22 protein-coding genes, 3 pseudogenes and 1 riboswitch are annotated in these 24,993 nt (G+C 63.7%); of the genes and pseudogenes, 13 read left to right on the top strand and 12 right to left on the bottom strand.

Going from position 1 to position 24,993, the window contains the following annotated elements:
* The first annotated feature begins 32 nt into the window (after positions 1-32).
* From A7A09_RS09135 to bluB, 4 genes are all read left to right on the top strand, one after another.
* Positions 33-623 carry a TRAP transporter small permease gene (locus A7A09_RS09135; RefSeq protein ID WP_106691327.1) on the top strand — a complete coding sequence of 197 codons (591 nt, stop codon included), beginning with the start codon at positions 33-35 and terminating at the stop codon, positions 621-623.
* Complete coding sequence (locus A7A09_RS09130; protein WP_106691117.1) at positions 623-1,912, top strand: TRAP transporter large permease; 1,290 nt, start codon at positions 623-625, stop codon at positions 1,910-1,912. Before A7A09_RS09135 ends, A7A09_RS09130 begins: the two co-directional genes overlap by 1 nt.
* A gap of 29 nt (positions 1,913-1,941) precedes the next feature.
* Positions 1,942-2,997: a TRAP transporter substrate-binding protein gene (locus tag A7A09_RS09125; RefSeq protein WP_106691116.1), complete on the top strand. Its 1,056-nt coding sequence runs from the start codon at positions 1,942-1,944 to the stop codon at positions 2,995-2,997.
* Between the two features lie 42 nt (positions 2,998-3,039).
* Positions 3,040-3,226, top strand: a riboswitch (cobalamin riboswitch).
* 53 nt (positions 3,227-3,279) lie between these two features.
* Entirely contained in the window at positions 3,280-3,960 is a 681-nt protein-coding gene (gene bluB, locus A7A09_RS09120; RefSeq protein WP_106691326.1) for a 5,6-dimethylbenzimidazole synthase, read from the top strand.
* A gap of 42 nt (positions 3,961-4,002) precedes the next feature.
* Here bluB and A7A09_RS09115 read toward each other — a convergent pair.
* The 5 genes and pseudogenes from A7A09_RS09115 to A7A09_RS09095 all read right to left on the bottom strand — a co-directional run bounded on the left by A7A09_RS09115 (position 4,003) and on the right by A7A09_RS09095 (position 8,418).
* A pseudogene (locus A7A09_RS09115) lies at positions 4,003-4,493 on the bottom strand (DUF6505 family protein).
* Positions 4,490-5,200, bottom strand: a complete 711-nt coding sequence (locus A7A09_RS09110; protein ID WP_106691115.1) for a biotin/lipoate--protein ligase family protein — start codon at positions 5,198-5,200, stop codon at positions 4,490-4,492. The pseudogene A7A09_RS09115 and the gene A7A09_RS09110 overlap by 4 nt, the downstream one beginning before the upstream one ends.
* Complete coding sequence (locus A7A09_RS09105; protein ID WP_106691114.1) at positions 5,197-6,261, bottom strand: Mrp/NBP35 family ATP-binding protein; 1,065 nt, start codon at positions 6,259-6,261, stop codon at positions 5,197-5,199. Before A7A09_RS09105 ends, A7A09_RS09110 begins: the two co-directional genes overlap by 4 nt.
* Positions 6,262-6,264: 3 nt before the next feature.
* Positions 6,265-6,456, bottom strand: coding sequence for a DUF6494 family protein (locus A7A09_RS09100; protein WP_106691113.1), 192 nt, complete (start codon positions 6,454-6,456; stop codon positions 6,265-6,267).
* 12 nt (positions 6,457-6,468) lie between these two features.
* Complete coding sequence (locus A7A09_RS09095) at positions 6,469-8,418, bottom strand: 4Fe-4S binding protein (protein WP_106691112.1); 1,950 nt, start codon at positions 8,416-8,418, stop codon at positions 6,469-6,471.
* Positions 8,419-8,745: 327 nt separating this feature from the next.
* On the opposite strand from A7A09_RS09095, the gene A7A09_RS09090 reads away from it, so the two are divergent.
* The 8 genes and pseudogenes from A7A09_RS09090 to A7A09_RS21835 all read left to right on the top strand — a co-directional run bounded on the left by A7A09_RS09090 (position 8,746) and on the right by A7A09_RS21835 (position 15,701).
* Entirely contained in the window at positions 8,746-9,279 is a 534-nt protein-coding gene (locus A7A09_RS09090) for a DUF3305 domain-containing protein (RefSeq protein WP_106691325.1), read from the top strand.
* Entirely contained in the window at positions 9,276-9,860 is a 585-nt protein-coding gene (locus A7A09_RS09085) for a DUF3306 domain-containing protein (RefSeq protein WP_106691111.1), read from the top strand. Before A7A09_RS09090 ends, A7A09_RS09085 begins: the two co-directional genes overlap by 4 nt.
* Entirely contained in the window at positions 9,853-10,524 is a 672-nt protein-coding gene (locus A7A09_RS09080; protein WP_245999242.1) for a TorD/DmsD family molecular chaperone, read from the top strand. Before A7A09_RS09085 ends, A7A09_RS09080 begins: the two co-directional genes overlap by 8 nt.
* A complete protein-coding gene (locus A7A09_RS09075; RefSeq protein WP_106691109.1) occupies positions 10,521-10,712 on the top strand; it encodes a twin-arginine translocation signal domain-containing protein in 192 nt (63 codons plus the stop codon). Before A7A09_RS09080 ends, A7A09_RS09075 begins: the two co-directional genes overlap by 4 nt.
* Positions 10,713-10,781: 69 nt before the next feature.
* Positions 10,782-13,759, top strand: a pseudogene (locus tag A7A09_RS09070) (formate dehydrogenase subunit alpha).
* Positions 13,760-13,771: 12 nt separating this feature from the next.
* Positions 13,772-14,365 carry a formate dehydrogenase FDH3 subunit beta gene (gene fdh3B / locus A7A09_RS09065; protein WP_106691108.1) on the top strand — a complete coding sequence of 198 codons (594 nt, stop codon included), beginning with the start codon at positions 13,772-13,774 and terminating at the stop codon, positions 14,363-14,365.
* Between the two features lie 22 nt (positions 14,366-14,387).
* On the top strand, positions 14,388-15,569 hold the full coding sequence (locus A7A09_RS09060) for a formate dehydrogenase subunit gamma (protein ID WP_106691324.1): 1,182 nt from the start codon (positions 14,388-14,390) through the stop codon (positions 15,567-15,569).
* Positions 15,570-15,575: 6 nt separating this feature from the next.
* Positions 15,576-15,701 carry a hypothetical protein gene (locus tag A7A09_RS21835; protein ID WP_281277460.1) on the top strand — a complete coding sequence of 42 codons (126 nt, stop codon included), beginning with the start codon at positions 15,576-15,578 and terminating at the stop codon, positions 15,699-15,701.
* 110 nt (positions 15,702-15,811) lie between these two features.
* Here A7A09_RS21835 and fdhF read toward each other — a convergent pair whose 3' ends face one another.
* Together fdhF and A7A09_RS09050 are read right to left on the bottom strand one after the other, a co-directional pair.
* Positions 15,812-18,583 (bottom strand): formate dehydrogenase subunit alpha, encoded by a 2,772-nt coding sequence (gene fdhF / locus A7A09_RS09055; RefSeq protein WP_106691107.1) that lies wholly within the window; start codon positions 18,581-18,583, stop codon positions 15,812-15,814.
* On the bottom strand, positions 18,580-20,301 hold the full coding sequence (locus A7A09_RS09050; protein ID WP_106691106.1) for an NAD(P)H-dependent oxidoreductase subunit E: 1,722 nt from the start codon (positions 20,299-20,301) through the stop codon (positions 18,580-18,582). Before A7A09_RS09050 ends, fdhF begins: the two co-directional genes overlap by 4 nt.
* 147 nt (positions 20,302-20,448) lie before the next feature.
* On the opposite strand from A7A09_RS09050, the gene tusA reads away from it, so the two are divergent.
* Complete coding sequence (tusA, locus tag A7A09_RS09045; protein ID WP_106691105.1) at positions 20,449-20,676, top strand: sulfurtransferase TusA; 228 nt, start codon at positions 20,449-20,451, stop codon at positions 20,674-20,676.
* A 3-nt stretch (positions 20,677-20,679) separates the two neighbouring features.
* Here the strand turns inward: tusA and A7A09_RS09040 are convergent, their stop codons facing one another.
* The 5 genes and pseudogenes from A7A09_RS09040 to A7A09_RS09020 all read right to left on the bottom strand — a co-directional run bounded on the left by A7A09_RS09040 (position 20,680) and on the right by A7A09_RS09020 (position 24,993).
* Positions 20,680-21,927, bottom strand: coding sequence for a molybdopterin-binding protein (locus tag A7A09_RS09040; protein ID WP_106691104.1), 1,248 nt, complete (start codon positions 21,925-21,927; stop codon positions 20,680-20,682).
* Positions 21,924-22,415: a molybdopterin-guanine dinucleotide biosynthesis protein B gene (mobB, locus tag A7A09_RS09035; protein ID WP_106691103.1), complete on the bottom strand. Its 492-nt coding sequence runs from the start codon at positions 22,413-22,415 to the stop codon at positions 21,924-21,926. Before mobB ends, A7A09_RS09040 begins: the two co-directional genes overlap by 4 nt.
* Positions 22,412-23,010, bottom strand: a pseudogene (mobA, locus tag A7A09_RS09030) (molybdenum cofactor guanylyltransferase MobA). The gene mobB and the pseudogene mobA overlap by 4 nt, the downstream one beginning before the upstream one ends.
* Positions 23,011-23,053: 43 nt before the next feature.
* Positions 23,054-23,917 (bottom strand): formate dehydrogenase accessory sulfurtransferase FdhD, encoded by an 864-nt coding sequence (locus tag A7A09_RS09025; RefSeq protein ID WP_106691102.1) that lies wholly within the window; start codon positions 23,915-23,917, stop codon positions 23,054-23,056.
* Between the two features lie 137 nt (positions 23,918-24,054).
* On the bottom strand, positions 24,055-24,993 hold the full coding sequence (locus tag A7A09_RS09020; RefSeq protein ID WP_106691101.1) for an isoaspartyl peptidase/L-asparaginase family protein: 939 nt from the start codon (positions 24,991-24,993) through the stop codon (positions 24,055-24,057).

The raw sequence follows: 24,993 nt of genomic DNA, 5'->3' as shown, positions 1-24,993 counted from the left end.
GGGAGGATCGGCGGAACGGGCAGGGAGGGAAGATGGGTTCGTTTCTGCTGGCCGTTCAGGCCGTGCTGCACTGGATCAACAACCGCCTGCTGGCGGTCGGGGTCGTGCTTGCATCCACCGCGCTCGCGGTGATGGTTCTGGCGATATTGTTGCAGGTGTTCTTTCGCTACGTACTGAACAATGCCCTGCCCTGGCCCGAGGAGGCCGCGCGTTTCCTGATGCTGTGGATGACCGGGCTTGCCGCGCCCGCAGCCTATCGGCGCGGCGGTTTCGTGGCGATCGACATGCTGGAATATGCTCTGCCCCGGCGGGCCGCCGCCGCGTTGTCGTTGGTGCAGCTGATCATATCTTTCGCGGTGCTGGCCGTGGCGGTGCAACTGGGCTGGAATCATATAGGCTCGGGCTGGCTGTTCAATTCCTCCTCGCTGAAACTGCCGCTGGATCTGATCGGGTTTCAGGCTGTGAGGGTCAAGCTTGCCTGGATGTATATGTCGGTCTTCGCGGGCTTTGTGCTGCTGAGCGTCGTGAATATCGAGCTGATGCTGCGAGCGCTGCTGCGATTGCTGGGCCATGAAGACGATCTCGCCCCGATTCCGGGACTTCCCATGGCGGAGGCCGAGTGATGCTGATCTGGTTCCTGCCGCTCTTTCTGTTTCTCTTGCTGATCGGTCTGCCGGTCTTTTTCGGGCTTCTTGCCGCACCGGGGATCATGCTGTGGCTGAACGAGCAGGAACGCGATGTCGCGCTGCTATACCGCAATCTCTATAACGGGATGGACAGTTTCCCGCTGATGGCCATCCCCTTCTTCATGCTTGCCGGCGAGTTGATGAACCGCGGCGGCATCACCCTGCGGCTGGTCGAGTTCAGCCAGGCCCTGATGGGGCATCTTCGCGGTGGGCTGGCGCATGTGAATATCCTGTCCTCGATGCTGTTTGCGGGGCTGTCGGGCTCGGCGGTGGCCGATACCTCTGCGCTCGGCTCGATGCTGATTCCGGCGATGGAGAAACAGGGCTATACGCGCCGTTTCGCCGCAGCGATCACTGCCGCCTCCAGCGTGATCGGGCCGATCATCCCACCGTCGGGGATCATGATCATCTATGCCTATGTGATGGGCGAAAGCGTCGCCGCGCTGTTCCTGGCCGGGATCGTGCCGGGCATCCTGATCGGATTGTCGCTGATGGTCATGGTCCGGATCATGGCCGACAGGTATGATTTCCCGGTCGCCAGCGCCCGGACGAGCTGGCGCCAGCGCGGACAGGCCAGCCTCAAGGCGTTCTTTCCGCTGATGACGCCGGTGATCATCATGGGCGGCATCCTTCTGGGCATCTTCACCCCGACCGAGGCCGCCGCCGTTGCCGTCGCCTATGCCGTGCTGATCGGGATGTTCGTGATGCGCACGCTGCGTCTGCGCGATCTGCCCGATGTCCTGTCGCGCTCGGCCGCCACCTCGGCGGTGGTATTGTTGCTCGTGGGCGCCGCGATGGCGTTCAAGACGGTCGTCAGCCTGTCCCACGCGCCGGAAATCCTTGCCGACATCATCCTCGGCCTGTCCGAGAACCCGTTGGTCCTGCTGCTTCTGATCAACCTGTTGCTATTCGTCATCGGCATGTTCCTGGATGCCGGTCCGGCGATCATCATCCTGGGCCCGGTGCTGGGTCCGGTATTCACCGGTCTCGGCGTCGATTCGATCCATTTCGCGGTCATCATGTGCGTCAACCTGACCGTCGGGCTGGCCACGCCGCCGATGGGGCTTGTGCTGTTCGTCGCCTCTTCGGTCTCGGGCGAGCGGGTCGAGACGATCGCCAGGGCGATCCTGCCATTCCTGCTCATGGAGGTTCTGGTGATACTCCTCGTTACCTTCATCCCCGGCCTGTCGATGACGATCCCACGGCTGACCGGCTTCGCGAATTAAGATGAACATACGATCCAAGGGAGGATAACATGCTGAAGAGAACTTGTGCTTCGCTGGCCTTGATGGCCGTGCTCGGCCTGGCCGGGCAGGCTGCGGCAGCCGAATACACGCTGCGGGCGACCGCGAATTCCAACGAGGAGGACGAGGATTACGACGGTCTGGTCGTGTTCAAGGATTACGTCGAAAAGGCCTCGAATGGCGCCATCGAGGTGGAGCTGTTCATCGGCACCCAGCTTTGTTCGAACGGGGCCGAATGCCTGCAGGGACTCGCGGATGGTTCGATCGACATCTTCATCTCCACCTCGGGCGGGGCGGCGGGGATCTTTCCCTATGTCCAGGTGCTGGATCTTCCCTATGTCATGTCGGACGACCGGATCGCCGAACATGTGCTGAGCGGGGATTTCACCCGCACGATTCGCGACATGGCGCTGGAGGATAGCGGCGGCAAGATTCGCCTGATGACAATCGGAAATACCGGCGGCTGGCGCAACTTTGCGAATACCCAGCACCGGGTACAAACCTCCGCCGATCTGGAGGGGCTCAAGATCCGCACGGTGGTTGCCGATCTGCCGCAGGAACTGGTTCGCGCCCTCGGGGCCGCTCCGACACCGATCCCGTGGCCGGAACTGTTCACCTCGTTCCAGACCGGGGTGGTCGAAGGGTCCAAGAACGGCATCACCGATATCATGAACATGAAATTCCCGGATGCCGGCCTGAAATACATGACGCTGGATCGTCACGCCTATATGGGCGCGTTATGGTTCATGTCCAATGACAGTTTCATGGCCATGCCGGAAGACATGCGGCAAGTCGTGGTGGACGGGTTCTACCAGTTGCAGCAGGCCACCTTCGCCAGCCCCAAGCGCAAATCCATTCAGGCTTACAAGGATTTTGTTGCGGCGGGCGGGGATCTTTACGTGCCTACCCCCGAAGAGAAGGCGGGTTTCGCGGAGGCGGCGGAGCCGGTTTACGAATGGTTCAAGCAGAATGTCGATGGTGGCGAGGAAGCCTTCAACGCGCTGACCGAAGCCGTGACGCTGGCCGAGCAAGAGGTCAGTGCCGCGCGCGCTGCGGATATCCAGTAGCGAATACCTGTTCGCGGTGGCTTGCCCCGGCGCGGTGGGGCTTTTAGACTCTGTCCGTCTGGTGCCATGGCCCCTTGCAGGGCCGGGAGAATCGGGAACGCGGTGCGAATCCGCGACGTGCCCAACGCTGTGAGGTGGATGGTGCGGCAAGGCCACTGACCTTTCGGTCGGGAAGGCGCCGCATCGCGAGAAACCGAGTCAGAAGACCGGCCAGGCAGGATGGACCTTTCCCGTGCGGACGACGGGCGGGTCGCCGATGTTGCCGAGACTGGGGAGTATGTCATGCAGCAATCCTCCGCCCCCGCCCCCGCGGGCCGATTTTCCGATGATGAGCGTGACGCGGTGTATCGCGCGATTCATACCCGCCGCGATGTCCGCGGCCAGTTTCTTCCCGATCCGATCCCCGACGATCTGCTGCGCCAGTTGCTGCTGGCGGCGCATCACGCGCCCTCGGTCGGGTTGATGCAGCCCTGGAATTTCATCGTGATCGAGAATCCATCGGTGAAATCGCGCATCCGGGAGGCTTTCGAACGCGCCAATCAGGACGCGGTCAGGCTGTTCCCGGCAGAGCGGCGCGCGCTTTATTCGCGGCTCAAGCTGGAAGGTATTTCCGAGGCGCCGGTGAATCTCTGCGTTACCTGTGACCGCTCACGCGGTGGGGACGTTGTCCTGGGACGGACCCATAACCGCGACACGGATATCTATTCCACCGTCTGTGCGGTGCAAAATCTCTGGCTTGCCGCGCGGGCCGAGGGGATCGGCCTCGGTTGGGTCAGCATCTTTGATGACGCCGATCTGCGGTCGATCCTGCATCTGCCCGATCACGTGATGCCCGTCGCCTATCTCTGCCTCGGCCATGTGGCGGAGCTTTACGAGGAGCCCGAATTGCAGGCGCGGGGCTGGGCGTCCCGGCTTCCCCTGGATGACCTGATCTTCCGCGACAGATGGGGCGAAGCGCGATGAGACGGGGCGCGGGCGCGAGAATGTCCAGCGCGCGAGATCGGCTTATGGGGAGTCCGGCTCATCCGGTGAGCCATGAATGGCGAATTGCTCCAGCCCGGCTTCCCTGGTCTCGATGACGCGATAGGTCTCTCTCACCCCGGCCTGGGTCAGCTCACGGGCGACGGTCAGCAGGGTATTGGGTGGATGATCCGCGCATAGATCGGCCATCTGGGCGATTTCCTCGGCGGCGACCGGGCGGGCCTGATCTACCGAGGGGGCGCCGTAATAGGTGACGAAATGCTCAGCCAGCATATCGGTCAGGGCGGCTACCTCGGACGGCTCGACCGCGGTGACCGCGACAAAGGTCACCCGACCGCCGGTTTCCAGCCCCAGCCAGCCATTGGCGAATGCCTGCCGCGCCTTGCCGGTCAGATCGGCTTCGGTCCAGTCGGAGAACTCGAAGCGCCGGAAATGCACCATTCCCCGGTCCTCGCCGGGTTGCCATAGACGCGCTGATCGCTTTCGTCGAAATGGATTGCTCGGGCAAGGTTCACGGGGCGGCCTCCAGCAGATCGGTGAGCGGGATCAGATGGGTGCTGTCACCGTCACGCAGCAGCATGCCGAAATCCGCGTCGATCCCGACAAAGACGCCGTGATGCCCGGATTGGCTGGTCTGCTCTCCCAGCCCATGCGCGAGCGCCTCCCAATCGGCATGCAGGGGACGGTTGCCCTCATCCTCCCAACGGGCGATCCAGTTCAGGCAATGACGCGCCCAGGCCTCGAGCAAGGCGGCGGGCGAAAGATCGGCGCAACCTTCGACATAGAGCCATGTGCGGTCGGGCGTGTCTCCGGGGCGGTCGGTGGCGGGGATCAGCGGCAGGGTGAAACCGATCACCAGCCAATCGGGCACTGCCCGAGGGTCAGTTCCCGGGGAAATCGCCCGGAACCGGCCACAGCTTGCACCGTTGATCCGGATGCCGCCGTCCCAGTCCAGGTGAACCGCGATCTCCGGCGGGGCGAGGGCGCCGAGGGCATTCTGAAACCCGACCCCGCATAGCGGCAACATCGCCATGGCCTGCGCCAACGGCACTTCGGGGGCAAAGACGAGGGCGGCTTGCAATTCATCCATAGCCAGCCGGTAACAGACCAGCCCCGCATCGCAGCCTTCGGCGGCGCGCAGGCAGGCATGCCGGATGGCATCGCCGGTTGCCAACTCACCCCGCAGCAGCGGGGGAAAGGAAAGGTCCTCGACCGCAGTCACGCCACCTCCCTGGTGACGAGCGCAGAGGCAATGTCATGAAACGCCCTCGCCTGTGCGCTGTCGGGCTGACTGACGGTGATTGGGGCGCCGCCATCCGAGGCCAGCCGGATTTGCAGATCCAACGGCACCTCGGCAAGCAGGGGAACATTCAGCTTCGCGGCTTCGGACGCCACGCCGCCATGCCCGAAGACATGTTCCTCGTGGCCGCATCGTGAGCAGATATGCGTGCTCATGTTCTCGACCATGCCCAGGATGGGCACTTTCATCTGGCGGAACATGTCGATCCCCTTGCGGGCATCCAGCAACGCGATGTCCTGCGGAGTCGAGACGATGATCGCGCCGTCAACCTGCGCCTTTTGGCACAGCGTCATCTGGACATCACCGGTCCCCGGCGGCAGATCGACCAGCAGGATATCGAGCGCGCCCCATTGCACCTGTGTCAGCATCTGCTGCAATGCGCCCATCAGCATCGGGCCACGCCAGACCACGGCCTGGTCCTCGTTGGTCATCAACCCGATCGACATCATGGTGACGCCGTGATTGCGCATCGGCAGGATGGTCTTGCCGTCCGGGCTGGCCGGGCGGCCCGAGACGCCCAGCATCCGAGGCTGCGAGGGGCCGTAGACATCCGCATCCAGCAACCCGACACGCCACCCCTGTTGCGCCAGGGCACAGGCCAGATTGGCCGCAACGGTCGATTTGCCCACACCGCCCTTGCCACTGGCGACGGCGATGATCCGGGCGATGCCGGGGATAGGCTCCGGTCCTGCCGGCTCGGGTTTGCGGGCGCGAAGTTCCGGTGGAGCTTTCTCGGTATGCCCGGTCATGACGATGGACACGCCCGTCACCCCCTCTTGCGCCTGCAATATTGCCTCGGCTCTGGCCTTGACTGCTTGATAGGCCTCGGCATGGCGGGGGGGTATCTCAAGGACGAAGCGAACGGCACCGGCCTCGTTGACGTTGAGCGCACGCATCACGCCGCTGGCGACGATATCGCCGCCCGCGATCGGATCGGCAACGGATTTCAGGACAGCGAGCACCGCCTCTCGGCTGATCGGCACGGCCTAGTCCTGTCCCTTGATCTCGCCGGTCACCTCATGGCGCAATCCAAGCTCGTCGATGGTGATGACGGCCTTGACGGCAAAGCTCTTGCCCGCCGTGTCGGTCCCGCGCATCGCCTCTTCTATGGCTTGTTGCGAGGTGACGCCGACCTGTTTCAGGAACTTGCGCATGGACATATTTGCATCGTCGGTCATTCGATCTTCCTTTCAGTGGTCGCGCCGCTTGCTCAGGTAGTCGTCAGTGACGCGTGGGCGCGGACGTTCTCCCTGGGCAAAAGGGTTGTTCTGGGAATGATACTGCGCGTTCACGCGGCAATTGTCACACATCTGGATCATCCGCAGCTTGTCATCGCCTGCAAACATCGCATGTCCCCGCAGCTTTTCGGTAATCCGTTCGACGGTCGATTTCACCCCGAACAGCGCACCGCATTCGATACAGGCGAAGGGTTCTTCCTCGTGCAGCACCCGCTGGCTCAGCGCGGCATCAGTAAGGTCGAGCCGGGGTTCATAGCCGATCGCATCCTCCGGGCAGATATTGGCGCAAAGGCCGCATTGCAGGCAGGCGTCCTCCTGAAAGCGAAGCTGCGGCAGGTCGGGGTTGTCGCCAAGCGCCCCCGACGGACAAAGCGAGACGCAGGACAGGCAAAGCGTGCAGGCCTCGGTATTGACCAGCACCGCGCCATAGGGGGCGTCATCGGGCAGGGCAAGCTGCTGCTTGCCCGGATGCAGGGCGCGGGCCGCCTGCCGGGTGATCTGCCGTCTTGTGCCCATGGGACGGACCGGGCTTGCCACCGGTGCGGGAGCGATCTCGTCGTAAAGCCTGTCGGACATGGCGTCGGGATCCGAGATGTCCAGAAGATGCACACGGTCCCCGCCGCCGATGACCTGCGCCAGCGCGACTTGCGCGGCCAATGCATCGCGATCCGCTCCCGGTCCGGGAAGGAGGCTCACCGAGGCAAATCCCGCCGCCAGCGCCGCAACCGCCTCGGCATGGCCGAAGGCACCGATGGCCCTGATTTCAAGCGGGATGACATCGGCGGGCAATCCGCGCCCATGGCGGGCCGAAAGGCGGATCATCTCGGCACCGTGGCCGTCATGGACCAGCAGGCGCGGCGCCATACCACCGGCATCGAGATAGGCTTTCGCCAGGGTCTGAACCCGACGAAAGACCAGATCGACCGGCGGCGCGTCATATCCTATGGCGCCCGAAGGACAGGCGGCAGAGCATGCGCCGCAACCGGCGCAGATCATCGGATCGACCGCGACATGATCGCCATCGGGCCTGATCGCCCCCGTCGGGCAGAGATCGAGACAGCGGGTGCAGCCGGTCTGACCGGCGCGGGAATGGGCGCATAGCAGCGGCTCGGTCCGGACATAAAGCGGTTTCTCGAATGTGCCCACAAGATGGGAGGCCGCCAGTACCGCCGCCGCCACCGCAGCGGGATGACCGGGATCGGCGCGCAGATAGCCCTCGCGCTTGTCATGCGCGGGAAAGAGCGGCGTGCCGCCCCGCAGATCAAGGATAATGTCGCATTCCGACATGCCGCCGTCCCGCGGGGCCGCCAGGGTGAAGCCACCCCGTCCGCCCGGTTCAAGCTGTTGCAAGGCGTCGATTGTCACGCGGAACCCGCCAAGGGCTCCACTGGCCTGGCGAAGCTTGCCGGCGATCAGGTCGAAATCGCGCGTGTCGGGTATATCCTTCGCATCCTCAAGCAGGACGGTCACACCGAGATAGTCGGAGAGCTGCGTGGCCGCCTCAAGCGCGATACGCGGCGGGCCGAGGATAAGGCACAGCCCCTCGGAGACGACATCAAGGGCCTTCTCCGGTGCCGCGGGCAGCAGGGCCTCTGCAATCAGGGCTGACATCTTGGGCAGCTTGCTTGCCGGATCGTCCGACCAGCCAGCGCGGTCGCGCAGGTCCAGCAGTGGTGCGGGATCAACGCCCAGCTCTGCCGCCAGCGCCTCGAAGCTGCGCGATTCCTGGGTGCAGCAGAAAATCGCGTCGCCATCGGCCAGTGCATCCGCAGCCAGTTGCAACCGAGTGGTGCACAGCGCCGAACAGGGCGGAGCGATCTTGAGACCGGTCGCCTGCGAGAGCGCCTTTGCGTCGATGGTCTGGCTGCCTGAACAATCGCATGTTACCAGTGTCTTGACCATGTCGTATTCCTCGCCGAACGGACCGTTTCACGGCCGGATGAGCATTCGGTCAAGCCAAGGCTAGACCCAAATCGCCACGGCATACAACCGGTTTCGGCCGGATCGGCAACTTGGCCCGGCCCGATTCGCGAGGCGCGAATTCGCACGAAAAGACTCGGGTTGAGGAAAGTATCGCATAAGCTCCTTCGTCTCGAAATCGCGGGACGAAAATTCCCGGACAAGGCAGAAATTGTGAAGATTTTCCTTTGCTCATCCGATGTCGCAGAGCATAGTATCGGCCTGGGAGGAATAACTGCCGTGTCGGTCAGCCCGAAAAGCAATCGCGCCATACCGCTTGGGATTGTGCTCCGCCGGACGCCGGGTGTGACCCGTTGGGCGAGGTGGTCCTGGAAGGCCGTGGCGGTCCTGCCCGGGGCGGGTTCGGCCGACTGGCGGGAATTGCGCCGCGACGGCGATGTGATCGAATACCATGCCGCCACCCGGACCCTGGAACTCTATGCCGCCGAGACCGAGGCATATATGCATGGATTGGCCGCCCGCATCCCGAGTGTCTACGTGGTCATGCGGCCCGTTCTCGGCCAGCATCCATTCGATATCCTGCTGGTGACGGCCTCGCCTTTCGAGGCGCAGGATTATTCCGACAGTGCAGAGGACATCGTCGAGAAAGTGCCGATGACACCGGGGCTGGTTGCCTGGGTCGGGGAATTCGTTGATCTGTTTCACAGGGGCGAGTCCTTCGTGAAGCGACAGCGGGACAAGCGGCGGGTCGATCTGCGCCAGGACGGCATCGGCGACCCGCGTATCGGCAAGGCCGCCGATGTCTACGCCTCTCCACGCCTGATGCGGAGCCGGTTGTCGTGAGCGGTTTCTGGGCACGTCGAAAGGCCGCCGTCGAGGCCGAGGCGCGCGCAGAGGATGCGGCGGCCTGTGCCGCCGAACAGGCGGCGCAAGAGGCAGAGCTTGCTGAACGCAGTGACGAGGAACTGTTGCAGGAATTGGGTTTGCCTGCGCCGGAGGCCATAGACGGTGCCGACATGGTTCGCCGCTATTTGCGCGCGGCCTTGCCGCAGCGGCTCAAGCAGCAGGCGTTGCGACGGCTCTGGACCATGAACCCGGTGCTGGCCAATCTTGACGGGCTGGTCGATTATGCGGATGATTTTACTGTCAGCGCATCTGCGGGCAAGCCATTCCAGACCAGTTACCAGGTGGGCAAGGGGTTGCTGGCTCATGTAGAGGCGATGTCGGCGGCCCGTGACGGGGCCGGGGCGGACCGGATAGCGCCTGTTGCAGCTGCCGGGACGGATGAGGCGGCGATACCCCTGCCGGAATCCCCGCCGGAGCAGAATGTCTGCCCATCGCCGGAAGAGGAGGCGCAGCCCTCCGAAGCGATGGCGGTCCGGCGTCGGATGAGTTTCCGGTTCGAGGCAACCGAAGATGGATGATCGACGAATGAATGTCGCCCGCGAGATCCGGATCGCCGAGGAAGATCGCCTGAGGGCCGATCTGTATAACTTCCTTGGCCTTGTATTGGCGCGTCCACCCGACGCGGCGTTACTGCCGCAGATCGCCGGGCTGACCGGCGATGACAGCGAGATCGGCCGGGCCACGATCGCGCTGGCGAAACTCGCCCGGCGGACCGGTCAGGCGACTGTCGAGGCCGAGTATAACCGGCTCTTCATCGGATTGGGCCGGGGTGAGCTGCTGCCCTATGCCAGCTATTACCTGACCGGTTTCCTGAACGAGAAGCCGCTGGCGATGTTGCGGCGGGACATGGCCGCGCAGGGTCTTGCCCGGGCCGAGAATGTTTTCGAACCCGAGGACAATATCGCCAGCCTGATGGAGATGATGGGCGCGCTGATCTCCGGCCAGTTTTCCGCGCCGGCCGATCTGGCCACGCAAGGGGATTTCTTCAACCGGCATATCGCGCCATGGGCGGCACATTTCTTCACCGATCTGGAAGCTGCCGGGAACGCGGTCTTCTATGCCCCGGTCGGCAGGATCGGCAGGGCATTCATGGAAATCGAAGCCGAGGCGTTCCGCATGGGCGCTTTGCAATCGTCATCGCCGGCGGACAGCCGCCGGGACAACAGGGGAGAATCTCTATGACCGGGAAAAGCGACGAGGCGACCAGCCGCCGCGACTTCCTGAAACTGGCCGGGACGACGGCGCCCATCGCGGCGGTCGCCACCCTGGCCGGTGGAACGGAGGCAGAGGCGAATGAAGCCGACCTGTCATCGGACAGGATGCAGGATACCGCGCATACCCGCGCCTATTACAACTCTGCCCGGTTCTGAACGGACGGGAAGGGTATAACCGACCAGCAAGCAACGCCTTCGCGGCGAAGCCAGCAAGGGAGATGACAGATGTTGAGGAAAAAGACCAACGGGGTTGCACGGCGCCCCCTGCGGGCAAGTATCCTTTCCGAGGTGGGCCATACTTCGGTTGATCGCCGCGCCTTCCTGCGCGGCTCGGGGCTGGCGATCGGCGGATTGACGGCAATCGCGGCCACGGGCGGCTCGATCACCAGGGCAAACGCGCAGACCGCTGCCGAAACGGCCGTCGAGATCAAGAAATCCGTTTGCACGCATTGCTCTGTCGGTTGCACGGTCATGGCCGAGGTGTCGGATGGCGTCTGGATCGGGCAGGAACCGGGTTGGGACAGCCCGTTCAACCTTGGTTCGCATTGCGCCAAGGGCGCCTCGGTCCGCGAACATGCCCATGGCGAGCGCCGCCTGAAATATCCGATGAAGAAGGAAGGCGGCGAGTGGAAGAAGATCACATGGGATCAGGCGATCGATGAGATCGGCGACCAGATGATGGCGATCCGCGACGAAAGCGGGCCGGACAGCGTCTATTGGCTGGGCAGCGCCAAGCACAGCAATGAACAGGCCTACCTGTTCCGCAAGTTCGCCGCCTACTGGGGCACGAACAATGTCGATCACCAGGCCCGGATCTGCCATTCGACCACGGTTGCGGGGGTCGCGAATACATGGGGCTACGGCGCCATGACCAATTCCTACAACGATATCCACAATTCGCGGGCGATCTTCATCATCGGCGGCAACCCGGCCGAGGCGCATCCGGTCTCTCTGCTGCATGTGCTGAAGGCCAAGGAAGAGAACAACGCCCCGCTGATCGTCTGTGATCCCCGCTTTACACGGACGGCGGCCCATGCGGACGAATATGTCCGCTTCCGGCCCGGGTCCGACGTGGCGATGGTCTGGGGGCTTTTGTGGCATATCTTCGAGAATGGTTGGGAGGACAAGGAGTTCATCCGCACCCGTGTCTGGGGAATGGAGCAGATCCGCGAAGAGGTCGCCCGCTGGACGCCGGAAGAGACCGAGCGGGTCACCGGCGTTCCCGGCAGCCAGATGGAACGGGTGGCAAGGACGCTTGCGAATAATCGTCCCGGCACGGTGATCTGGTGCATGGGCGGCACCCAGCACAGCAACGGTAACAACAACACGCGGGCCTATTGCATCCTTCAGCTCGCGCTCGGGAATATGGGGGTCGCGGGCGGCGGCACCAATATCTTCCGCGGCCATGACAATGTGCAGGGCGCGACCGATCTTGGCGTGCTGGCCGACACGCTGCCCGGCTATTACGGGCTGACGCCGGGGGCATGGGCGCATTGGGCGCGGGTCTGGGAAGAAGAACTTGACTGGCTCAAGGGCCGTTTCGTCAGCATGGAGGGGGCGGACGGCGCGGAAGTTCCCATGATGGAGCAATCGGGAATCCCGGTCAGCCGCTGGATCGACGGCGTGCTTGAAGCCAAGGAGAACCTCGAACAGCCAGACAATACGCGGGCCATGGTGTTCTGGGGTCACGCCCCGAATTCGCAGACCCGGCTGAAGGAAATGAAAACGGCGATGGAAAAGCTCGACCTTCTGGTCGTGGTCGATCCATATCCGACCGTTTCGGCGGTTCTGCATGACCGCGAGGACGGGGTCTACCTGCTGCCCGCCTCGACCCAGTTCGAGACGCGGGGCTCTGTCACGGCCTCCAACCGGTCGTTGCAATGGCGCGAACAGGTCGTCGCCCCGCTGTTCGAGAGCCTGCCCGACCATGTCATCATGGCGAAATTCGCGAAGAAGTTCGGCTTTGCAGACCGGATGTTCCGCAATATCGCCATGGATGGCGAAGAGCCGAGCATCGAGGACATCACCCGGGAATTCAACCGGGGCATGTGGACGGTCGGTTATACCGGCCAATCGCCCGAGCGGCTGAAGCTGCACATGGAAAACCAGCATACATTCGACCGCACGACCCTGCGTGCCGTGGGCGGTCCGGCGGATGGGGATTTCTACGGCATGCCATGGCCCTGCTGGGGAACGCCCGAGATGAACCATCCGGGCACCGCCCTGCTTTACGATATGTCGATCCCCGTGGCCGAGGGGGGGCTGACTTTCCGCGCCCGTTTCGGGGTGGAGCGCGACGGCGACAACCTGCTGGCAGAAGGGGTCTATTCGGCAGGATCGGAGATCCAGGACGGTTATCCCGAGTTCACCATGCAGATGCTCCAGGACCTGGGTTGGGATGGCGACCTGACGCCCTATGAACGGCGAATGATCGAGTATGTTGCCGGGTTCGTTGAAGAACTCCCGGCGGCAGACGCCGAAGTGGGCGAACAATCGCAAACTGGCGAATACCCATCCGATTGGACCGACAAGATCGGAGGCGTAAACTGGAAAACGGATCTTTCAGGGGGCATCCAGCGCGTGGCGATCGCGCATGGCTGCGCACCGTTCGGCAATGCCAAGGCCCGTACCGTGGTCTGGACCTTCCCCGATCCGGTGCCCCTGCATCGCGAGCCTCTTTATACCAATCGCCGCGACCTGGTGGCGGATTATCCGACCTATGAGGACAAGACCTTCTGGCGTGTGCCGACCATGTATGCCTCGATCCAGAAGAACGACTTCTCCAAGGATTATCCGATCATCCTCACCTCGGGCCGGCTGGTCGAATACGAGGCGGCGGCGATGAGACACGCTCCAACCCCTGGCTGGCCGAGTTGCAGCAGGACATGTTCGTCGAGATCAATCCCCGCGATGCCAATAACCTGGGGGTGCGGGACGGCCATCAGGTCTGGCTCGAAGGCCCCGAGGGCGGCAAGGTCAAGGTCATGGCGATGGTGACCGAACGGGTTGGCGAGGGCGTGGCCTTCATGCCCTTCCATTTCGGCGGACATTTCGAGGGCGAGGATCTGCGCTCGAAATATCCTGACGGGGCCGATCCGATCGTGCTGGGGGAATCCTCCAACACGGCCCAGACCTATGGCTACGATTCAGTTACCCAGATGCAGGAGACCAAGGCGACTCTCTGCAAGATCATGCCGGCGTAAGGAGATTGGGACATGGCAAGAGCTAAATTCCTGTGCGACGCCGAACGCTGCATCGAATGCAATGCCTGCGTGACGGCCTGCAAGAACGAACATGAGGTGCCCTGGGGGATCAACCGGCGCCGCGTGGTGACGATCGAGGACGGCAAACCGGGCGAGCGTTCGATCTCGGTCGCCTGCATGCATTGCTCCGACGCGCCCTGCATGGCGGTCTGCCCGGTGGATTGCTTCTACCAGACCGAGGATGGCGTGGTCCTGCATTCCAAGGACCTGTGCATCGGCTGCGGTTACTGCTTTTACGCCTGCCCCTTCGGTGCGCCGCAATATCCGCAGGCGGGCAATTTCGGATCGCGCGGCAAGATGGACAAATGCACATTCTGTGCCGGTGGACCCGAGGAAAACAACTCCGCCGCCGAATTCGCCAAATATGGCCGCAACCGGATCGCGGAAGGTAAATTGCCGATCTGCGCCGAGATGTGCTCGACCAAGGCACTTCTGGCAGGGGATGGCGATACCGTGTCCGAGATCTATCGCGAAAGGGTGGTGGCCCGCGGCTTCGGATCGGGCGCATGGGGCTGGGGCACCGCCTATGAACGCAAGGCGCCCTGATGTCCTGTCGGGAGAGTTGACCATGCTGCGCCATCTGCTGGCCGTTCTCGCGATCATCATGCTGGTCCTGCCTGCCAGCGCCCCCGCGCAGGAGGCCGAGATCGACCGCTCCGCCACCGGCGGGGCGCAGACGCTGGATGACATTCTGCGCAGGCAGAACCAGCAACCTGTCGATGACAGTTTCCGAAGCGACAATATCGGCGGCGATGCCGCGACTGTGCCGGAACTCGGCCCCTTGGGCGGCGCATCGGATTCGGACCTGTGGCGGGCGGTGCGTTACGGCAAGGCCGATATCACCGTCTCGACCCGGAACCAGACCGGCAAGATCCTTGTGCAGGACGGCGGCATGTGGTGGCTGGAATTCCGGCAGGGGCCGCTGGTGAAATATGGAAGCTGGCTGCTTTTGGGCACCATCGTCCTGCTGGCGGTCTTCTACCTGCTGCGCGGCCGGGTAAGGGTCGAAGGCGGCATGTCCGGCCGCACCATTACCCGGTTCAAATTCGTGGAACGCATGGCGCATTGGCTGCTGGCCGGGTCATTCATCCTTCTGGGACTGACCGGCCTGCTCAGCCTGTTGGGCCGGATGTTCATCGCGCCCTTTCTGGGCCGCGAGGTCAACGCGACGCTGCTGCTCGCGTCGAAATTCATCCACAACAATGTCGCATGGGCCTTCATCCTTGGCCTCGTGATGGTGTTCGTCATGTGGGTCTGGCACAACATCCCGAACCGCCTTGACCTGACATGGTTTCGCCATGCAGGAGGCATCATCGGCAAGAGCCATCCCCCGGCGAAGAAGTTCAACGCCGGTCAGAAGATCGTTTTCTGGTCGGTGATCCTGCTGGGCGGATCGATCTCGCTTTCCGGCCTGTCGCTGCTGTTTCCCTTCGAACTGCCGCTATTTGCCAAGACCTTCGGTATCCTGAACGATATCGGCCTGCCGGGCTGGCTTGGTATGGATCCCCTGCCGGTCCGGATATCTCCGCAGGAAGAGATGCAATATGCCCAACTCTGGCACGCCATCGTCGCATTCGGCCTGATGGCGGTGATCATCGGGCATATCTATATCGGCACGCTCGGCATGGAGGGTGCCTTCGACGCGATGAAGGACGGCGAGGTTGACGAGGCCTGGGCGCATCAGCACCATTCGATCTGGCTCGAGGAAGAAAAAACCAGGGCGGCAGGCGCCGCCACGCCTGCGGAGTAGATTGCCATGAAAGCCATTCTGGCCGGGTTCATCGTGATGATCGGCGTCAGCCTTGGCGCGTGGCTGGTGCTTGGAGAAACGGGATTCTCGTCGCAAGAGGTCTATTCCGGCCCGAATGTCCGGCTGGATTGAGGGTTGGCCCTCATGAATGAAAGCCCTGCTTCTTCTTCATGAAAATATCCCGCGGGGGTCCGGGGGGCGCGAAGCTCCCCGGTCATCGCGGGACGCAGGCTCCCCGTGCCTTACGCCGCCGTCACCTTCACGGCGGCGAATTTGAACTCCGGTATCTTGCCATAGGGATCCAGCGCCGGGTTGGTCAGGATATTGGCCGCCGCCTCGACATAGGCGAAGGGCAGGAACACCATGTCCGGTGAAACCGCGCGGTCGGCACGGGCCATCAGGGTGATCTCTCCGCGCCGGGTTGCCAGCCGCACCGAACCACCCGCCTCCACGCCCAGCTTGCGCAGGGTCGAGGGATGCAGCGAGCAGTTGGCCTGCGGTTCGACCGCGTCCAGCACGCGCGAGCGGCGGGTCATCGAGCCGGTATGCCAATGCTCAAGCTGCCGCCCGGTGGTCAGCACCATCGGATATTCGGCATCTGGTTGCTCGTCCGGCGGGATGACGCTGGCCGGGGTGAAACGGGCGCGGCCGCTCTCGCGCGGGAAACCGTCGCCAAAGACGATGCTCTGCCCCGGATCCTCGGGCGAAAGGCTGGGATAGGTCACCGCATTCTCTACCTCCAACCGGTCCCAGGTGATATTGTCCAGCGATGCCATGCCCAGCTTCATCTCGGCGAAGATCTCGGAGGGATGGCTATAGTTCCAGTCCAGCCCCAGCCTTTGGGCAAGATCGATGGTGATCTGCCAATCCTCGCGCGCTTCTCCCGGCGGGGTAGCGGCAGCGCGGCCCATCTGAACCTGCCGGTTCGTGTTGGTGACGGTGCCGTTCTTTTCATAAAAGGCGGCTGCGGGCAGGATGACATCGGCGTAATTGGCGGTCTCGGTCAGGAAGATGTCCTGCACTACCAGATGCTCCAGCTTGGCGAGCGCATCGCGGGCATGGGTCACGTCTGGATCCGACATGGCCGGGTTCTCGCCCAGGATATACATGCTCTTGATCCTGTCGTCATGGATCGCATCCATGATCTCGGTCACGGTCAGCCCCTTCTGGGCGCTGAAATCCCCCGATTGCCAGATCTCGGTGAATGCAGAGCGCACGCCATCATCCGTCACATCGCGGTAATCGGGCAGGAACATCGGGATCAGCCCGGCATCCGACGCGCCCTGCACATTGTTCTGGCCGCGCAAGGGGTGCAGCCCGGTGCCCGGCTTGCCGACATTGCCGGTCATCAGGGCAAGGTTGATCAGGCAGCGGGAGTTGTCGGTGCCGTGGATATGCTGCGACACCCCCATGCCCCAGAAGATCATGCCCCGTTCCGCAGTGGCGAAATCGCGCGCCGCCGCCCGGATCGACGCGGCATCCACCCCGGTCAGATCCTCCAGCGTTTCGGGCGCGAAACCGGCGAGATGCTGCTTCTCGACCTCCCAGTTCTCGGTGAAGCCGTCGATATAGTCCTGGTCGTAGAGCCCCTCTTCGACGATCACGCACATCATCGCGTTGAGCAGCGGCACATCGGCGCCGGGGCGGAATTGCAGCAGATGGGTGGCGAAGCGTTTCAGCGATTGCGCGCGCGGGTCCAGGACGATCAGCTTGCCGCCGCGCTTGGTGAACTGCTTGAAGAAGGTCGCGGCGACCGGATGGTTCTCGATCGGGTTCGCGCCGATGACGATGGCGACATCGGCATTCTCGATCTCGTTGAAGGTGGCCGTCACCGCGCCGCTGCCGACATTCTCCATAAGTGCCGCCACCGACGAGGCGTGGCACAGCCGGGTGCAGTGATCGACATTATTGTGACCGAAGCCCTGCCGGATCAGTTTCTGGAACAGGTAGGCTTCCTCGTTGGTGCATTTGGCGCTGCCGAAACCGGCCACCGACTCGCCGCCCTCGGAATCGCGCAGCCGCGCCATGCCGCCCGCCGCGAAATCCAGCGCCTCTTCCCAGCTTGCCTCGCGGAAATGGGTGAAGGGGTTGGCCGGGTCGACATTCAGCCCCTTCTCTACCCCCTCAAGCCGGATCAGGGGCTTGGTCAGGCGATGCGGGTGGTGGATATAATCATAGCCGAAGCGGCCCTTGACGCAGAGCCGGCCCTCATTCGCGGGGCCGTTGAGGCCCTCGACATATTTGACCTTGCCGTCCTTGAGCTTCAGCGAGACCTGGCAGCCGACGCCGCAGAAGGGGCAGATCGACTGCACCTCTTCATCGAAATCGCGGCTGTCGCCATGCTGCCTGTCATCCAGAACCGTGGCGGGCATCAGTGCGCCGGTCGGGCAGGCCTGGACGCATTCGCCGCAGGCGACGCAGGTGCTGTCGCCCATCGGATCGTCCATGTCGAAGCTGGGGAAGCTGTCATGCCCGCGCCCGGCCATGCCGATCACGTCATTGACCTGGACATCGCGGCATGCGCGGACGCAGAGATTGCACTGGATGCAGGCATCCAGGTTGACCCGCATGGCGACATGGCTGTCGTCCAGAAGCGGGATGCGGCTCTTTTCCATCTTCGGAAAACGGCTTTCCTCGACCCCGTTCAGTTCCGCCATGTCCCACAGATGGCTGCCGGAATCATGGGCCTCGGCGCGGTCGGGCTGATCGGCCAGCAGCAGTTCCATCACCATGCGCCGCGATTTCTCGGCCCGGTCGCTGGCAGATTTCACCACCATGCCATCAGCGGCGGCACGGCAGCACGAGGCCGCCAGCACCCGCTCGCCCTCGACCTCGACCATGCAAGCACGGCAATTGCCATCGGGCTGATAGCCCGGCGCGGGCTTGTGGCACAGATGCGGGATGGTGATGCCACGACCATGCGCGGCTTCCCAGATGGTGGTGCCTTCGGGGACGGTGACTTCTTCGCCGTCGAGCGTGAAAGTCACCTGCTTGATGTCGATATGATCCTTCATGCCTTGCCCCCATCTTTCCGGCTGCCGCCGACTTCATCCGCGAAATGCTCCATCACCAACCGGATCGGGTTGGGCGCAGCCTGGCCCAACCCGCAGATCGAGGCATCGATCATCACGTCGCAAAGGTCATTCAGCAGCGGCTGGTCCCATTGATCCGCCTGCATCAGCTTGACCGCCTTTTCGCAGCCCACCCGGCAAGGGGTGCATTGCCCGCAGCTTTCCGATTCGAAGAAACGCAGCATGTTGAGCGCAGCTTCCTTGGCGCTGTCCTTGTCGGACAGGACGACCACCGCCGCCGAGCCTATGAAGGTGCCATGGGGCTGCAAGGTATCGAAATCCAGCGGCACATCGTCCAGCGAGGCGGGCAGCAGGCCCGAGGAAGGCCCGCCCGGCTGATAGGCCTTGAACTCGTGACCTTCGGCCATGCCTCCGGCGGCCTCGATCAGTTCGCGGATGGTGGTGCCGGCGCGCAGGAAGTAGACGCCGGGATTGGCGACCCGGCCGGACAGCGAGTAACTGCGCATCCCCTTGCGGCCGTTATGCTCGACCGAAGAGAAGATTTCAGGCCCCTCGCGGCAGATGCGTGCGATCAGGTGCAGGGTCTCGACATTATGCACCAGCGTTGGCCGCCCGAAAACGCCGTCCTGAGCCACATAAGGAGGCCGTAGCCGGGGTAGGCCGCGCTTGCCCTCTATCGACTCGATCATCGCGGATTCCTCGCCGCAGATATAGGCTCCGGCGCCGCGGCGCAGGTCGATGTAACCCGGTTCCGCGATACCTGCCTGTTCGAGCGCAGCGATTTCCTTTTTCAGGATTTTCAGCACGGCGGGATATTCGTCGCGCATGTAGATGAAACATTTCTCTGCCTCGACGGCCCATGCCGCGATCAGCATGCCCTCCAGCATCAGATGCGGCTGGCGTTCGAGGTAATAGCGGTCCTTGAATGTGCCCGGTTCGCCCTCGTCGCCGTTCACGGCAAGGTAGCGCGGTCCCGGATTGGCGCGCACGAAGCCCCATTTCTTGCCCGAGGGGAATCCGGCACCGCCCATCCCGCGCAGTCCGGCATCCAGCAATTCCTGCTGCACCTCCTGCCAGTCGCCGCCATCGCGCAGCTCGGCCAGCCTGGTGTAGCCGCCACCGGCGCGGTAATCCTCGAAGCCCTCATAATCCGGGACGACGGGGTGCAGATCACCGCCGGCAATAACCTGGTCGATCCGTTCCGGCGTGGCGAAATCGACATGGCGGTGCCCGATCTCTGCCACCGGGGCGGTATCGCAGCGGCCCATGCAGGGCGCGCGCAGCACACGGATTCGTGACGGGTCATGGCCCGATTGCAGCGCCTCCAGCAAGGCCTCGGACCCGGCCAGCTCGCAGGACAGCGAATCGCAGACGCGGATGGTCAGGTCGGGCGGAGGGGTTTCGTCCTCGGTGATCGGGTCGAAATGGGCGTAGAAGGTGGCGACCTCCCAGACCTCGGCCATCGATAGCCGCATTTCCTCGGCCAGGGCACGCAGATGCGGGGCCGACAGATGACCGTATTCGTCCTGTATCAGGTGCAGGAACTCGATCAGCAGGTCACGGCGGCGCGGCCGGTCGCCCAGAAGCGCCCTGACCTGATCCCATGCGGTATCATCCAGTTGGCGGCCCTTGGGTGTGCCGCGCCCCTTGCCGTTTCCGCGGCCCGAGCTCCAGATGCCTTTTTGTTGATCGAGTGCCATGTTTTCCTGCCGTTGCGGGTGGGACGTCGTGGGTTTGTGAGACATTATACCACGGTTGGTCAATATCGACTTTCCGTTGTTTGATAGAAATTCTCTATCGAGCCGGGGTTATGGACAGCCTCGACGACCGGGCCTATCAGTGATCCCATGACATGGGATCAAGAACTCGATGCGCGGGGCCTTCTATGCCCGTTACCGGTCCTGAAGGCGCGCAAGCGCCTGCAGGGCATGGCGACGGGAGAGATATTGCGCGTAGTGGCGACCGATCCGGCTGCGGTGATCGACATACCCCATTTCTGCGCGGAGTCCGGGCATGAATTGCTTGAACAGCAGGATGAGGGCGAGGCGCGGGCCTATCTGATTCGCAAAGGATAGGGTTCAGACCAATCCGAACGAAGCGTAGGGGATATATCTGACCGGGACGCCCGGCTCGATCTCGGCGGCCCCGTCATGCAGTTCCACCAGGCCATCGGCCCAACTCAGCCCGCTGATCCGGCCCGAGCCTTCCGATGCAAACACCTCGGCCCGGCCCTCCGCGTTCAGCCGGGCGCGCAGATATTCGCGCCGCCCGGGTTTCTTGCGCTTGGCGAAGGCGGCGGGCACGGCAAAGCCCTGTGGCTCCGTCCAGCCCGCTCCGGCCAGCAGCGAAAGGGCGGGACGGGCGAAAATCAACGAACAGACAAGCGCGGCGACCGGATTACCCGGCAATCCGAAAACCGGCACGCCCTCCCATGTCGCCAAGGCGAGCGGGCGTCCGGGTTTGAGCGCGATACGCCAGCTTGACAGGGTGCCATGCGATTTCAGCAGCGCCGAGACATGATCCTCGTCCCCTGCCGAGGCGCCGCCCGAGGTCAGGATGACATCGGCACGCCGCGCACCATCGTCCAGGCGCTCCCTGACGGCATTGTCGCTATCCGGTGCATGGCCGAGATCCACGGGCTCATATCCCCAACCGGCTGCCAGCGACAGCAGCATGGGGCGATTGGCGTCCCAGATCTGATGTGGCAGGGCGGGCAGATCGGGCGCGGCGATGATTTCGTCACCTGTCGAGAGCACCCCGACCCGCAACGGGCGATGCACCGTCACATGCGCGATCCCGACCGCCGACAGCAATGCCAGATCGGGCGCGCGTAGCTTGTGACCGGCGGGCAGGGCGGGGCTGCCCTCGGTGACGTCCTCGCCTGCCTCGCGGGTATTGCTACCGCGTTTGACCGGACCGTCGAAACTGACCGCCGATCCGTCGATGGTGGTGTCCTCCTCCAGCACCACGGTATCGACGCCTTCGGGCAGGGTCGCCCCGGTCAGGATGCGAATCGCCCTGCCTTCGGGAACCGGCTGCGCCCGTGGCTGCCCGGCGGCGGCGCGCCCTTCGACCAGCGGCAGGCGTTGCGGTCCGTCTCCGGTGGCGGCATGGGCGAAGCCATAGCCGTCAACGGCGGAATTGGGCTGCGGCGGGTTGGAGCGGCGGGCGATGCAGGCATCGGCCAGAACGCGGCCCGCCGCCTGCGCCGTTGCCAGGGTCTCGGTGCGGGCCAGCGGTTGCAGGATATCGCGCAACCGGCCCAGGGCGGTATCGACCGGGATCCAATCCACCCCTTGCGGCATGGCGAAATTGTCAGTCTTCATCGTTCAACCTCGCTCAGGATGAAATCGGCAATGGCGATGGTGTCATCAAGGTCGAAAACCGGCAACGCGGTGTCAACCGGCCCGTCGGCGGCAATGGCATGGATGGTTTCGATCTTCGAGGCAAGCAGCGGGCGGTCGATGACCTGGCGATAAGCCTCGATCTTCGGGTGTGGCTCATGCTTGTAGCCCTCGATCAGAACCAGATCGACCGGGGAGAGACGAGGCAGTAAATCGGCCAGCGAGGGCTCGTTGGTATCGCGCAACTCGTGCATCAGGGCCCAACGGCGCGGTGTGGACAGCAGGACCTCTTGTGCCCCCGCCTCGCGATGGCGATGGCTGTCGCGGCCGGGCTGGTCGATATCGGTATCGTGATGGGCATGCTTGATCGTCGATACGGTCAACCCCCGTGAGGCGATTTCCGTAACCAGACGCTCCATCAGGCCGGTCTTGCCCGCGTTTTTCCAGCCGGTGATACCGTAAAGCTTCATGTCGCAGCCTCATTCGCCAGGGCTTCGGCACGTGCCAGATCCTCGGGCGTGTTGACGTTGAAGAACGGATCGAAAGGATCTGCGGGGAACAATGCCTCGGCAGCATCGTGGCGATCGGTCCACAAGACGACCTTGCGCAATCCGTCATGCAGGGCTGCACGCAGGTCATCGCGCAGGGCCACGGGCCAGAGCCCGAAAGTGGGATGGCGGTTGATGTGCTTGCCTCCGGATTTCAGCGCTTCGCCTTCCTCGCGCGGGGTTATGGCCATGGCGAGAGGATGGTCTTTGCCCTTGGCAGCCAGCAAGAGCCGTGGCACCAGATCGGCGGGGAAAAAGGGCGTATCGGCGGCGGCCGTCACGATCGCGTCCGCGCCCTTGCCGGCTGCCCAGTCCAGCCCGGCCAGCACCCCGGCCAGCGGACCCGGAAAGCCGCCGATGCCGTCGGGCAGAACCGGCAGGCCGTAATCGGCGAAGCGGGCGGCATCGCCATTGGCGTTCAACGCAATGCCAGAGACCTGCGGCTCCAGCCGCGCAATCACCCGGGACAGCAGCGACTGCCCCCGATCCGCAGCAGGCCCTTGTCGCCGCCGCCCATCCGGGTTGCGAGCCCACCCGCCAGGATAACGCCAAGCGGGCGCTCATGTCGCGGCCTTGCGATGCAGCTTGCGATCCTCTTCGGGGATGCTTTTCGGATCGGCATCGCGGATCAGGCGCTCTTCGCCGCTGAGACAGGTAAAGCGCTGGCCGCGCATCCGTCCGATCAGGGTCAGCCCGACGCGGCGCGCGATCTCGACCCCCCATGCGGTGAAGCCCGAGCGCGAGGCCAGCGCGGGAATCCCCATCAGCGCCGTCTTGATGACCATTTCCGAGGTCAGCCGCCCGGTGGTATACAGGATCTTGTCGGCGGCCGCGATATCATGGCGGAACATGAATCCGGCGATCTTGTCCACCGCGTTGTGGCGGCCGACATCCTCCATATAGACCAGTGGCCTGTCGCGCTGGCACAGCACCGTTCCGTGGATCGCCCCGGCTTCGAGGTAAAGCGAGGGCGTGGTGTTGATCTCTTTGGCCAGCGCGTAGAGCCAGCTCGTGCGGATCTCGGATTGGGGCAGGGTCAGGCCGTCCAGCCCCTCCATCATGTCGCCGAAAACCGTACCCACCGCGCAACCGCTGGTGCGGGTCTTCTTCTGCAGTTTCTCTTCGTATGACGTCTCGCGTTCGGTCCGCACGACGACGGTTTCGATCTCGTCGTCGTAATCGATCCCGGTCACGTGGTCATCGGCGCGCAACATGCCCTGGTTGCGCAGGAAACCGAGGGCCAGATACTCGGGATAATCGCCGATCGTCATCGCGGTGACGATTTCCTGCCGGTTGAGATAGATCGTCAGCGGCCGTTCCTCGACCACTGAAAGCGTGGTTTCCGCGCCCGTCTGATCTGTGCCGGTGATGCGCCGGGTCAGGCGGGGGTCATGCGGGTTGGGCAGTAACGGAAAATCGGGCATGATGTCGATGCAGCGCCTCCTTTGGGCTGAGCGACGTTATCATCCATGCTGGCGGGCCGAGTTGCAAGGCCGCGGACCCGGTGCAACCGGGGCTTGCCGGATGTCACCCCGCAAGACAGCCCGGATATAACCAAGGCTCATGCCTCGCCATATATCCCCGTATGGATGCCGCCATCCGCATCGGACCATGCGCGATACATGCCGGGACTGTTGAAGGGCAGGCAGATATTGCCTTTTCGATCCACCGCGATCAGCCCGCCGGAGCCGCCGATCCGGCCCAGTTCCGCGACGACATCCCCGGCGGCTTGCGCCAGTGCCTGACCGCCCCAACGCATGCGGGCGTCGATTTCATGCCCGACCGCCCAACGGATGAAATATTCCCCATGCCCCGTGGCAGAGACCGCGGCGGTCTCGTCATCGGCCCAGGTGCCGGCGCCGATCACCGGGCTGTCACCGACCCTGCCGGGTATCTTCGCCGTCATGCCGCCGGTCGAGGTCGCCGCCGCCAGATGGCCGGAACGATCCAGCGCCACCGCGCCGACCGTCCCATGCTTGCGCGCCGGATCGCCGTCGTCAGGCTGGCCGAGGCGGCGACGTTCCAGTTCGGCCTGCAGCGCGGCACGGCGTTGTTCGGTTCCGAACCAGCCCGGCTCCATCATCTCCAGCCCCGAAGCCTCGCAAAAGCGGCGGGCGCCATCGCCGGACAGAAGCACGTGATCGGTTTGCTCCATCACCGCGCGGGCGGCCAGAACCGGGTGACGCGGCCCGCAAATCCCCGAGATCGCGCCGCATTCCCGCGCTGCTCCGTCCATTACGGCGGCGTCCATCTCATGCGTGGCATCCGAGGTGAAAACCGCGCCCCGTCCGGCATTGAACAGCGGATCCTCTTCAAGCGCCATCACCGAGGCGGTTACCGCATCCAGCGCCGTGCCGCCCTTTTGCAGCACCTCCAGTCCCGCCGCCAGGCAGTTGCGCAGCCCGTTGTGAAAGGCGGCCTCACGCTCGGGCGTCATGCGGGATTTCAGGATGGTCCCGGCGCCGCCATGCAGCGCGATGACGGGGGTGATATAGGTCAT

This window comes from Paracoccus methylarcula (assembly GCF_003007735.2).
In the GTDB taxonomy this organism is placed as follows: Bacteria; Pseudomonadota; Alphaproteobacteria; order Rhodobacterales; family Rhodobacteraceae; genus Paracoccus; species Paracoccus methylarcula.
Note: the sequence above shows the minus strand (reverse complement) of the source record. Positions and strands in the feature narration are given on the sequence as shown.